The following is an 11,706-nucleotide window of genomic DNA, read 5'->3' as shown; positions in this document are numbered from 1 at the left end:
AAGGTTGCGAAACCGGATCGGAGTCCGTGCCGGATGGTGCTGATCCGTCGGGAGAAATAGCGGAGCCTGGCGGCCCGTCCGCTCACGCACCGCTCACGCACCGCTCACGCACCGCTCACGCACCGCTCACGCAAACGGCCCCGGACGAGAAGTCCGAGGCCGAGTAGAGCGCCTTCCTGGGGGAGAAACCCCAGGTCAGCGGCTTATTGCGTTGTGCCCCCGGCAGGATTCGAACCTGCGACACCCGCTTTAGGAGAGCGGTGCTCTATCCCCTGAGCTACGAAGGCGCCGCGGCGTAGGCGCACCAAGGCGACCGACGACCGGCCAGGACAGCGTAGCGGATCCGGGGAGGTGGAGGGCTTCCGCACGGGTTTAAACGGCGCAGGATGCGGGCGGCGTGTCGGTTTGGTGACCTGCCGTGTGACGGGGCGAGCCGCGGGGCAGGGCTGCCGGATGTTCTCTCCGCCATTGAAGCGCCGACGATCATCGCGTCATGCCCGCTTGCGTTGGTCAGGCTGATGGAGCCCTTGACGACCGCCGAACTGGGCGGGGACATCACACGTCCGCACCCGCTCGCCTGTGACCCGTGAGTGCATCGGATCGCGAGCGTCGCCACGGGCTCATCGGTGGCATCGGCGGCAGCGCCGTGATCGGCCGGACGATGATCAGCGTGGACGATGGAGCGGCAAGCGCTGCCGGCGGAGCGGGCCGAGCGCGATGCGGCGTCGTGGCCCCTGGCATCTGTTGATCCGGCCCGAGGGGAGCGGATCCGGCTGGACCGGCCCGTCGCCCACCGCTGAGCTGTGACCGGTTGACGACGACCGGCCACGTCGGCCGCAACGCGAGCGGTTTGTGCCTCTGGACGGCGTCGCCGGACCTCCTCTGGTCAGGAGCCCGCGAGTTTGAGGACGAGCGACAAGTAGAGGCAAATGGAGATCACCTGCAGGAGGAGGGTGATTGCGGTGTGGAGTGTGCGATGCCATCGGTCCCCCAGGCCGAGATGAGCCCGAGCGGCCAGGCTGACATGTGGCCCACCGTGCACGTCAGCATTGGTGCGCTGCAGGGCACGCACCAGAGCCCGCTGGCTTCTGACCGAGGTGAGGCCTATGCGCACACCGTTGCTGTCACGCACCACGACAGTGTGAGAAGCCCTGCCGCCGCGGCTGACGCTGGTGTGCAGCCGGACACCTCTGATGCGCGTGAGATCCACGGACCGCACACCGGTCAGCGTTCGGGCGGTCACACGTGACATCGAACACCGGACCAGCCCGGTTTCCTCGCACAGCACCTGCAACAGGAGGAAGCCGACGAGTCCTCCGGTCAGGGCGCAGATCACGGACGCACCGACGGGAATCAGATCTGCCAAAGCGAGCAGTCGCGCAACAAAGGGCGAAAGTATGAGAAAAGCAGCGCCGGAGCCCACGATCCGCGCCCGAGACCGGACCATGGATGGCGTCATCTCGGTGGAGTGCACGGGAACAGCGTAAGGGGAGGTCGGCATCCGGCCCTCTGCGCACGCGTCACCCGGTTTGCGCGACAGGCAGCCGGTGCACCGGGGTCGGGGACGTATGGCTTGCCTGCAACCGCAACCGCAACCGCAGGCAACCACAGTCGTCGAGAGGGGCGTTGCCCGTGCCTGGGCCCGGTCGCAAGGGATTCACCTACCCGCCCGTGGCACATCCCGGCCGGTGTCATCAACACGTAGCGGCAGGAAACCTGCAATCGACCGGAAGTCGGGCGGAACTTCCTTTCTTGATCGCCCGGCCAGGTGAGGCGCAAACTGTTCTCGCAGGATCTCCTGCCGACGAGATTGAGGGAGGGGCAGATGCGGCATGTGCCCGTGTTCCGGTGGGTGCTGTCACTCGGCCTGGTGCTGATCGGATGCTCGTTGGGTCTGTTCCTGGCGACTCCGGACCTTCCCGAACTTCGGCAGATCGACCTGACCGTGCTCGACGAGAAGCCTGACGGGGCCTGCACGGTCAGGTGGACGGACCCCTTCGAGCACCGCGAGCGCGAAGCGCCGTACCTGTGCGAAGCCGAACGGGACGCGATCCTCAAAGCGCCGTACTTCGACACGGACAGCGGCTTCGGCTGGGACACCGGATTCGTGGTCGCTGAAGGTTCGGACAAGGGCGAGCTGTACTCGCTGGAGGAGGACAGCGACGCCGATGCGCGGATCTGGCTCTCCGACAGACTGCTGGTGGCCGGGGTGTTCCTGACGATCGTCGGCGTCGTCGGCGGGAACATTCGCGCCCTGTCCCGGACGCGTGGCGCGAACCCGGAGGTCGTCCGCCGGGCGCGACGGCTGTCGGAGGCCGCCGGGCTGGTGGCCCAGGACCATCTGCGGGCCGTGGAAGCGGTACGCATGGCCTGGGCCCCTCTGCACCGTGAGCTGTTGGACGCGGATCCCGCGGATCCGAGGCGCGTCGGGGCGGGGCGGGGTGCTGTCGAGGAGAGGGTCGCCGTTGCGCGGCGGATCGCCGGCGAAGTGGGCGAGGCCGTGGCGGTGCGGCTGGATGCGGACCGGCCCGAGCCCCGGACCACGGCACTGATCGTCGCGCTGCGGGTGCTGGTGGAGGCCGGGCCACGGGCGAGGAATGCGGCGGAGGAGGGAGGGGAACTGGCCGCACGGCTGGAGCCGTTGCTGTTCGACGCCGCACCTGCCGCAGGGCGCAGGAGCCTGCTGGGTGCGGGACGGTCGCAGCGTCGGCGCGCCTTGGCCGCCGTGGCTGCACTTCGCCCGCTGTTGGACAAGGCGGAACGGGAAGGCAGAGTCCAGCAGTTCGCGCAGGTCTCGGTCGACCTGCTGCGCGGGCCTGGCAGCGATCCGACCGGGCTGTCCGCCTGGGTGGACTTCGAGAGTCGGTCCGCGGAGTACTACGGCCGGCTTGCGGAGGTTACGGGCCGCAGCCTCTCGGCGGGAGAGGGATCCCTCGAGCTGATCCCTCGAGCTGATCCCACGAGCTGATCCCACGAGCTGATCCCACGAGCTGATCCCACGAGCTGATCCCACGAGCTGGTTCCGCGAGCTGGTTCCGCGAGCCGATCCCCTGAGCCGATCTCACGAGCTGCTCCCACGAGAGTTGGGTGACGTTCCGTGTTGTCCCGCAGTTGATTGAGTGTGACGTGGGTCACTGGAACTGGCGGGGTCAGGCGGACAAGACAAGACGTGAACTACTCGATGCATGTCCGCATTCGCGCGGGGGACCCTGATGCCTTCAGGGAGCTTTTCCGTGACTACGCACAGCTGGTCTACCGCCACGCCGTGCGCAGTACGGGGAATTGGGCCATGTCTGAGGATGTTGTATCGCTCACCTTCCTGGAGGCGTGGCGGCTGCGGGAGAAGTTGCGGGACGAAGGCGAGAGCCCGCGGCCATGGCTGATGGGGATCGCGGTCAATGTGCTGCGCAATACGGGGCGTGCGGCCCGGCGCCATGACAGGGCGTTGGCCCGGCTGCCCCTGCGAGACGTACTGCCGGACTTCGCCGACGAGTTGGTCGGGCGGATAGCGGATTCCGAGGAGTTGGCTGCGGCGAAGGTCGCGCTGGGGATGCTGCGGAGGTCCGAGCGTGAGGTGTTCGCGCTGTGCGTCTGGTCAGGTCTCGGATACGCGGAGGCCGCCGAGGCGCTGGGGGTGCCGGTCGGGACGGTGAGATCGAGGCTGTCGCGGGCGCGGACCCGGCTGCGCAAGCTCACGGAGGGGGAGTTGCGGCGCTCGCGAATCAAGGTGGAACCGGTCGTGGTGCGCGGACAAGTACAGGGTGACCGCATCGCGGCGGTCCGGTCGAACGAGGAGAGTGGCCGATGATTCGCACCCCCTGGCGGCGGCGAGAGCCGCTCGACCATGCGGAGCTGGCTCGGCTGTTGCCGGGGCCGGGCGATCCGGAGCTGCCTCAAGACCGCCTGACCATGCTTGAGGAGCACTTGATGAACGAGATCCAGCAGCACCAGGCGAGGCCGCAAATGGAGTTGCGGCAGTTCCCGGTGTTCTCGCCGCCGCCTCCGGTGGTGGAGCGTCGGTCCCGTCGCAAGGTCGCGTTGATCGGTGCGGCGGTGGCGGTAGTCGTGCTAGCCGGTGTGGTGGGCGTCGGCCGGCTCGGGCTCGGGCAGGAGGACGGGGCGCAGGCCCTGGTGCCCGCCCCTGTCGTGCGGGTGGTGCCGGGGACGACGCAGGGGCTGGGCGGCGCTGTGGACCGGATCTCGGCGGCGGCCGGCAAGGAGGCGCTGCTGGAGCCGGAACCGGGGCAGTTCATCTACGTCAAGAGTCAGGTGTCATGGCTCTCTCTGGAACACAACGTCAGCACCGGCGAGAAGAAGACATGGGTGCAGAAGCTGCACCCGCGCGAGGTGTGGATGTCGCCGAACGGACGCAAGGGCTGGCTGATCGAGGCGGGCAACGGCACCACCTCGACGGAGGGCATGGATCTGGACAGCGACGTCGAGCCCCATCTGTCCGCGCCCAGCTACAACTACCTCAAGGCCTTGCCCGCGGACCCGGACGCGCTGCTGAAGAAGATCTATGCCGAGACCGGGGAACTGGGCAATGGAAGGAACCAGGAGGCATTCACCGCCATCGGTGATCTGGTGGCGGAGCAGTTGATGCCCGCCCAGCTGACCGCAGCGCTGTACCGGGCTGCCGCGAAGATTCCGGGCGTGGTGCTGGTGGACGAGGCGAAGGACGCGGTGGGGCGGCGCGGAATCGCCATAGCGCGGGTCGACGAGGAGGCGGGCGAGCGTACGGAGTGGATCTTCGACGCAAAGTCGTACGACTACCTTGGCGCGCGCACCGTCCAGATCCGGGAGGCCGAGGGAATAGCGGCGGGCACGGTCACCGCGCGGACCGCGATCACCCAGCGAGCCGTGGTCGACGAGATGAAGGCACTGCCGGGGACAGGCAAGGCCTGAGGCGAGGAGAGCGAGAGGGGCGGGGTTGGGGCGGGGGCAGGGAGATGGAGGTAGACGTGCGACACAGGTGAGGCGCAAGGGGGGATGCTGGCCGGGTGCCGGGTGCCGGGTGCCGGGTGCCGGGTGCCGGGTGCCGGGTGCCGGGTGCCGGGCGATGCCTTGACGGAGGGCAGGCGTGGGCATAGCGTCACGAAGGCCCTGAGCAAGCGCTTAGAAAGGTCGTTCGTGCCGCACACCGACCCGACCCCAGCCACACCCGCTCCAGAGCCCGCCGGAGGGGCGGGAGAGCCCGCTCTGCCGGCCTCAGCGGCCTCAGCGGCCGAGGTCGCCACAGCTGCGATCGCTGCCCGGGTGGAGACCGCACTGACCGGACCGGGGGGCCCGTTCGCCGTCGTGCGTGCTGAGGACGGGCCGGAGGCGGGCTCGCTCGTGTACGCGGACGGGCCCAGGACTCTCCGTGAGTTCGTGGAGACCACTTGGGCGTTCGGGGACCAGCCGTTCCTGATCGCGGCGGAGCGCAGCTATTCGTACGCCGAGTTCTTCGCCGCGGCCTCCGCGCTGGCGTGCCGGCTGAGTGACACGTACGGGCTCCGGGCGGGCGACCGGGCCGTGGTGGCGATGCGTAATCACCCTGAGTGGCAGATCGCGTTCTGGGCGGTCCAGCTGGCCGGCCTGGTCGCCGTCCCGCTGAACGCCTGGTGGACCGAGGACGAGCTCACCTACGCGCTCGACGACTCCGGACCGCGGGTCCTCCTGGTCGACGGGGAACGGATGCCGCGGGTCGCGGCCTGGGCCCGTAGGTCCGAGGCCCGCGTGATCGTCTTTCACGACGAGGCCCGCGGGGCCCGCGAGGCCCGCGAGGTGGAGGTGCCGGGCGGGGTCGAGTGGTACGAGGACCTGCCCGCCCCCGATCCGTTCGCCGCGCCGCCGGAGGTCGATATCCGGCCGGAGGACGACGCGACGATCATCTACACCTCCGGCACCACCGGCAGGCCCAAGGGGGCCGTCGCCACGCAACTCGCTCAGGCGGGCGCCGCGCGCAACCCGCGGTTCCACGCGGCGGCATCCGCACTCAGCCGGGGGATCATCCCGGGACAGGGGCCCGCGCCCGTCACGCTGCTGACGTTTCCGTTCTTCCACGTCGCCGCGTTCACCAGCGTCTACGCCACGATGTCGGCGGGCGGCGCCCTCGTCCTGATGCGCAAGTGGGACGCGGAGGAGGCGCTGCGGCTGATCCGCGAGCACCGGGTGACGCAATACGCCGGAGTGCCGGCCACCGCGCTTCAGCTGCTCGCCGAGGCCATCCAGGAGGGTGACGTGCTGGAGAGCCTCCAGATGCTCAGCACGGGCGGGGCGGCCGCCCCGCCGGATCTGGTCGCTCGCCTGACCGCCCGATACGGCGAGCGGATCGAGCCGCGCAACGGGTACGGACTGACCGAGACCAGCGGTGGCGTCATGGCGAATTTCGGCGCCGACTACCGGCTGCACCCGGGCAGCGTCGGCCGCCCGACCCCCACCACGGAGGTGCGGATCGCCGATCCGGCGGGGGAGGCGCTGCCCGAGGGCGAGGTCGGCGAGCTGTGGCTGCGCGGCCAGGCACTGGTCCGGGGCTACTGGCAGGACGAGGCGGCGACGGCGCAGGCGTTCACCGGTGGCTGGTTCCGTACCGGAGACCTTGCCGTGGTCCACGAAGGGCGGGTCAGTGTCGTCGACCGGATCAAGGACATGGTGCTCCGCGGCGGTGAGAACGTGTACTGCATCGAGGTCGAGGCGGTGCTGCACGACCACCCGGATGTCGAGGACGCGGCGGTCCTGGGGGTGGCCCACCCGGTGCTGGGCGAGGAGGTCGCCGCGGTGGTCCGGCTCCGTCCCGGTGCCGTCGCCACGACCGAGGAGCTGCGGGTGCATGTGCGGCGGAGCCTGGCCGCGTTCAAGGTCCCGGCCCATGTGCTGGTGTCCGGTGAGCCACTGCCGCGCAACGCCACCGGGAAGCTCCTCAAGCGGGAACTGCGCGGCCTGGTCGAACAGGAGCTGCGCGGTCCGGTCGAGCGGGAGCTGCGCGGGGACGGTGGAGCAGGGGGCGCGGGCGGTCAGGGGCGAGTTATTCGTACCCGGTAGTTCCCCTTGGCGTCCTTGTCGACCACCGATATGTGTATCCCGCTGGCCCGGTCGGTGAAGGTCTGGCCGGGCTGGAACGGGGCGTCGGAGAGCTCGGCGTGCACATTGGGCAGCCGGGTGCAGCCGCTGCTGTCCTTGGTGCTGTCCGCGACGGAAATGGGTCCCTGGCCGGTGTCGACGTCCGAGCTCACCTTGTAGATCAGTACGCCGGGCCGGCAGACCGCCTGGTCGTTGCCCGCCTGGGTTCGTACCTCCACCGCGTAGCCGGACTCCGCGGTCAGCGGCACGAACGCCAGCTTCATGCCGCCGCGGGTGGCCAGCGGTTCGAGGACGTGGTCGCTGGTGCCGGGCCGGGAGGCACAGCTGATCTGGCTGTTGTCCAGCCAGCCGAGCTTCCACTTGTGCCAGCCCAGCAGGTCGTTATTGGCGCCCCAGTCCTCGGACATGATGTCCCAGTGCCCGACCGAGCCGCCGCCCTCCATCGTGTAGAGGTCGGGCAGGCCGAACACATGGCCGTTCTCGTGCGGCAGGACGCGGTATCCGGTCTGGGCGTACGACCCCGAGCCGTCGTCCTGGCGGCTGTAGACGAAGGACGCGTTGGCGAGCGGCACGCCGTCCGCGTACGGGGCGTCGTTGTTGCCCGAGAAGGTCACGGACAGCACGGTGTCCAGGGCGGAGGGCCCGGCGTTCGGGCTGACGATAATGTTGACCAGGTCGTATGCGCTGAAGTTCACCTTCGGGTCGGCGGTGGCGACGATGTCCTGGACGAGGTGGCGGTAGCCCGGTTCGTACGGTGATCCGCGCTCGATCCCGTATCCCGAGAACGGCAGTGGCATCCGCAGCCAGGTCTTCACCGGGGCTTCCGGCACATAGGTGAGCCGCCCGTACGAGCTGGTGCGGAACCAGTCGGTGGTCTGCGGGAAGAATTCGGCGAGCCGGTCCATGGCCGGCTCCGTTCCGGGCGCGTCCGGGAAGTCGACCATCAGATTGAGCGCATGGATCTGACCGGTGGAGCGGGCGTAGCCCGGCTGTGTCGGCATGCCCTCCGACATCTGCACGCCCATGGTCGACGATATCCGGCACGGGCCGAGACCGGCCGATCCGGTACTGGCCACCGGTCCCGCGGAGGCCCGGCTGGGCGGCGGGAGCGAGTTGCTGGCCGAGGCCAGCGCCGCGATGACCAGGGCTGTTGCCGCGCCAAGGATGACCGGGTGGCGGTGCCTGCGTATCCGGTGGCGAGGCTGATGCATAGAGGCGCCTTCGGGGCCGCGGCAGCCGGCCGACCCTGGCTGCGCTCTGGCGATCAGCCTGTGGCGGGTGGCGCGGCGCCGCGCGTTGGGTGCGCCGAAGGGGTGGGATTTTCCCGCCCCGGCAGGACGTGACGCAGGTCACATTTGGTCGGGAAATATCCGGGGAGCCTCTCCCCGTTTGCACCGGTGTCCCTGCGAAACGGGGAGGCGGTCCCCGGTTACGGGGAGGGGTCGCCCGAGTAACACACGTACGAACAGCACGGGCCGGAAGGCCGGGAAGAGAAGGAGCGCCGTCGTGGACACCGTCGCCCGCACCGCCGCCGGAAACGCGCAGCCGCGTACGCCCCGCCCGCGGGCCGATGCGATGCGCAACCGGGAGCGGATCGTGACGGCCGCGCGCGAGATGTTCGTCGAGTTCGGGCCGGATGTGCCGCTCGACGAGGTCGCCCGCCGCGCAGGCGTCGGCAACGCCACGCTCTACCGGAACTTCCCCGACCGGGCGGCACTGACCCATGAGGTCGTCCTCGCGGTCACCTCCCGCACCACCGACCGCGCCGAGGAAGCCGCGAACGACGGGGGAGACCCGTTCGTCGCGCTCAGCCGCTTCGTGCACGCGGCGGCCGACGAACGGATCGGGGCGCTGTGCCCGATGCTGTCCGGCGGCTTCGACAAGGACCACCCCGAACTGCTCGCCGAGCGGCGGCGCCTCGAAGAGGCCGTCGAAGGACTCGTCGGGCGCGCCATGTCCGCGGGGCGCCTGCGTGCCGACATCGCCGTCGGTGACGTACTGGTCGCCCTCTCCCAGCTCACCCGGCCGCTGCCCGGCATCGCCTGCATGGACATCGACCGGTTCACCCACCGCCACATCCAGCTGTTCCTGGACGGACTGGAGGCCCCGGCCCGGTCCCGACTGCCCGGAACCGCAGCGACCTTGGAGGATCTGCGGCGCCGGACATGACCACCGCGCCGGGCTCCTGAGAGGGGTGCCCGGCCGACGCGTCCGCCACGCCTCGACCACCCCTTTCTTCCCGACGCACGCCCGACGTACAGCAGACGCACGCCCGACGTACGCCTGACTCTCGTCCGACTCCCGCTTTCGCTGAGCTGCACCCAGCGAGCCGCACCCAGCTTCTTCGAGCTTTCACCGCATCCACGGTTCACGACTTCGCGCGCCCGAGCGCGCCCTTAGGTGGCTACTCCCATGTCAAAAACAGCTGATGTCCGACTCCCTGATCCGAGTCGCTGGAAGGCGCTGGCGTTCATCGCTCTCGCTCAGTTGATGGTCGTGCTCGATGCCACGATCGTGAACATCGCGCTGCCGCACGCCCAGACGGACCTTGGCATCACGGATGCCAACAAGCAGTGGGTCATTACGGCATACGCCCTCGCCTTCGGCGGACTGCTGCTCTTCGGAGGACGGATCGCCGACCTCTGGGGCCGCAAGCGCACCTTCGTCGTCGGCCTGATCGGCTTCGCGCTGGCCTCGGCGCTCGGCGGAGCGGCGCAGAACCAGGGCATGCTCTTCGGGTCGCGCGCACTCCAGGGTGTGTTCGGCGCCCTGCTCGCCCCCGCGGCCCTCTCGCTGCTCGCGGTGATGTTCACCGACGCCAAGGAGCGTGCCAAGGCGTTCGGCATCTACGGTGCGATCGCCGGTGGTGGCGGCGCCGTCGGCCTGATCCTCGGCGGCTTCCTCACCCAGGCGCTGAACTGGCGCTGGACGTTCTTCGTCAACATCCCGTTCGCGATCGTCGCCGCCGTCGGCGCGTACTTCGTGATCCGTGAGCCGGCCGGTGGCCGCAACCGTTCCTCGCTCGACATACCGGGCGTCGTCCTGTCCGCGCTGGGTCTGGTCTCGCTGGTGTACGGATTCACCCGCGTCGAGTCCAGCGGCTGGTCGGACACGCTGACGATCGGTACGTTCGTCGCCTCCGCCGTGCTGCTGCTGGCCTTCGTCCTGACCGAGTCCAGGGTCAAGTCGCCGCTGCTCCCGCTGCGCGTCGTGATGGACCGCAACCGCGGTGGCGTCTACCTCTCGCTGGGCCTGGCCATCATCGCGATGTTCGGTCTGTTCCTCTTCCTCACGTACTACCTGCAGGTCGTCCAGGGCTTCTCGCCGATCAAGACCGGCTTCGCCTTCCTCCCGATGATCGCGGGAATGATCACCGGTTCGACGCAGATCGGTGCCCGGCTGATGACCCGGGTCCCGGCCCGCATGCTGATGGGTCCCGGCTTCCTGACCGCCGCCGTCGGCATGCTGTTGCTCACGCAGTTGGAGATCGACTCGTCCTACGCGGCGGTCATCCTGCCGGGTCAGCTCCTGCTGGGTCTGGGTATGGGTACGGCGTTCATGCCCGCCATGTCGCTGGCCACGCACGGTATCGAGCCGCGTGACGCGGGTGTCGCCTCCGCGATGGTCAACACCTCGCAGCAGGTCGGCGGTGCGATCGGTACGGCGCTGCTCAACACCATCGCCGCCTCGGCCGCCACGGCGTACGCCACCTCGCACGCCGCGCTCGGTGCCACCGACCCGGAGCTGCTGAAGCTCCAGTCGATGGTGCACGGCTTCACCGGCGCCATCTGGTGGGCCGTCGGCATCCTGGTGGTGGCCTCCGCGATCGCGGTGACCTTCATCAACGCCGGCCGCCCCTCGTCGATCACGACATCCGGTGGTTCCGGTTCCGGTTCCGCCGACGGTGCCGAGGACGAGCTCAAGATCCCCGTCGTCGCCCACTGAGCCGACCCGGCGCGACGTGAAGCGAACTCTGCCCCGGTTCCGTTCGACGGAGCCGGGGCAGAGGTGCGTGCGGTGGGTGGCGGGTCAGCGGAGCCAGGGGAGGTCCGCGTCGGTGCCCTCCGGCTGCAGTCCGGCGGCGACGACCTGCATGATCTCGCCGAGCGAGCGCACCTGCTCGGGGGTGAGCCGGTCGAACACGGCCTGGCGTACGGCGCTGACGTGGCCCGGCGCCGAGCGGCGGAGCATCTCGTGACCCTCGTCGGTGAGGACCGCGTTCTGGCCGCGCTTGTCGGACGGGCAGTCCTCGCGGCGCACCCAGCCGCTTTTCTCCAGCCGGGCGACGGCATGCGAGAGCCGGGAGCGGGTGATCTTGGCGTCCTTGGCCAGCTCGGTCATCCGCTTCTGGCGGCGGGGCGCCTGGGAGAGCTGGACGAGCAACCCGTAGTAGATGTGCGGCATGCCGGCATCGCGCTGCAACTGGCGGTCGAGGTGGTCCTCCAGGAGCGTGGTGGCGTGGAGGTACGCGCGCCAGGCGCTCTGTTCTTCATCGGTGAGCCAGCGCGGCGCACCGGTTGATGCCGTGGTCATGTACTCCACTGTACGACCTTTTCTTGAAAGTTGAACTAGATAGAGCTAAGGTCTCCAAATATGGGAACTTGAAGGTTAAAGAAAAGTTCCTTCTGAAGGCCACCAGTAGAA

9 protein-coding genes and 1 tRNA gene are annotated in these 11,706 nt (G+C 69.3%); 6 read left to right on the top strand and 4 right to left on the bottom strand.

Annotated features, from left to right (window positions below; genetic code table 11):
- Nucleotides 1–214: 214 nt before the first annotated feature.
- Nucleotides 215–287: transfer RNA gene (locus FHX80_RS11095), tRNA-Arg, on the bottom strand.
- Nucleotides 288–886: 599 nt separating this feature from the next.
- Nucleotides 887–1,474: a hypothetical protein gene (locus FHX80_RS11090; protein WP_145764049.1), complete on the bottom strand. Its 588-nt coding sequence runs from the start codon at nucleotides 1,472–1,474 to the stop codon at nucleotides 887–889.
- Between the two features lie 351 nt (nucleotides 1,475–1,825).
- Here FHX80_RS11090 and FHX80_RS11085 point away from each other — a divergent pair, with 351 nt between their 5' ends.
- From FHX80_RS11085 to FHX80_RS11070, 4 genes are all read left to right on the top strand, one after another.
- Complete coding sequence (locus FHX80_RS11085) at nucleotides 1,826–2,968, top strand: hypothetical protein (RefSeq protein WP_208764625.1); 1,143 nt, start codon at nucleotides 1,826–1,828, stop codon at nucleotides 2,966–2,968.
- A gap of 213 nt (nucleotides 2,969–3,181) precedes the next feature.
- Complete coding sequence (locus FHX80_RS11080; RefSeq protein WP_145767214.1) at nucleotides 3,182–3,808, top strand: RNA polymerase sigma factor; 627 nt, start codon at nucleotides 3,182–3,184, stop codon at nucleotides 3,806–3,808.
- Nucleotides 3,805–4,905, top strand: a complete 1,101-nt coding sequence (locus FHX80_RS11075; RefSeq protein ID WP_145764048.1) for a CU044_5270 family protein — start codon at nucleotides 3,805–3,807, stop codon at nucleotides 4,903–4,905. Before FHX80_RS11080 ends, FHX80_RS11075 begins: the two co-directional genes overlap by 4 nt.
- 225 nt (nucleotides 4,906–5,130) lie before the next feature.
- Nucleotides 5,131–7,023, top strand: coding sequence for a class I adenylate-forming enzyme family protein (locus FHX80_RS11070; protein WP_411977528.1), 1,893 nt, complete (start codon nucleotides 5,131–5,133; stop codon nucleotides 7,021–7,023).
- Here the strand turns inward: FHX80_RS11070 and FHX80_RS11065 are convergent.
- Nucleotides 6,996–8,273, bottom strand: coding sequence for a M6 family metalloprotease domain-containing protein (locus tag FHX80_RS11065; RefSeq protein ID WP_145764046.1), 1,278 nt, complete (start codon nucleotides 8,271–8,273; stop codon nucleotides 6,996–6,998). The two genes, FHX80_RS11070 and FHX80_RS11065, sit on opposite strands and share 28 nt — an antisense overlap.
- 295 nt (nucleotides 8,274–8,568) lie before the next feature.
- Between FHX80_RS11065 and FHX80_RS11060 the strand changes: the two genes are divergently transcribed.
- Together FHX80_RS11060 and FHX80_RS11055 are read left to right on the top strand one after the other, a co-directional pair.
- Complete coding sequence (locus FHX80_RS11060) at nucleotides 8,569–9,231, top strand: TetR/AcrR family transcriptional regulator (protein ID WP_145764045.1); 663 nt, start codon at nucleotides 8,569–8,571, stop codon at nucleotides 9,229–9,231.
- Nucleotides 9,232–9,474: 243 nt separating this feature from the next.
- Nucleotides 9,475–11,007, top strand: a complete 1,533-nt coding sequence (locus FHX80_RS11055) for an MFS transporter (protein WP_145764044.1) — start codon at nucleotides 9,475–9,477, stop codon at nucleotides 11,005–11,007.
- 84 nt (nucleotides 11,008–11,091) lie between these two features.
- On the opposite strand, the gene FHX80_RS11050 is transcribed toward FHX80_RS11055, so the two are convergent.
- Nucleotides 11,092–11,604 carry a MarR family winged helix-turn-helix transcriptional regulator gene (locus tag FHX80_RS11050; RefSeq protein WP_208764624.1) on the bottom strand — a complete coding sequence of 171 codons (513 nt, stop codon included), beginning with the start codon at nucleotides 11,602–11,604 and terminating at the stop codon, nucleotides 11,092–11,094.
- Between the last annotated feature and the right edge of the window lie 102 nt (nucleotides 11,605–11,706).

This window comes from Streptomyces brevispora, from assembly GCF_007829885.1.
GTDB classification, from domain to species: Bacteria; Actinomycetota; Actinomycetes; order Streptomycetales; family Streptomycetaceae; genus Streptomyces; species Streptomyces brevispora.
Note: the sequence above shows the minus strand (reverse complement) of the source record. Positions and strands in the feature narration are given on the sequence as shown.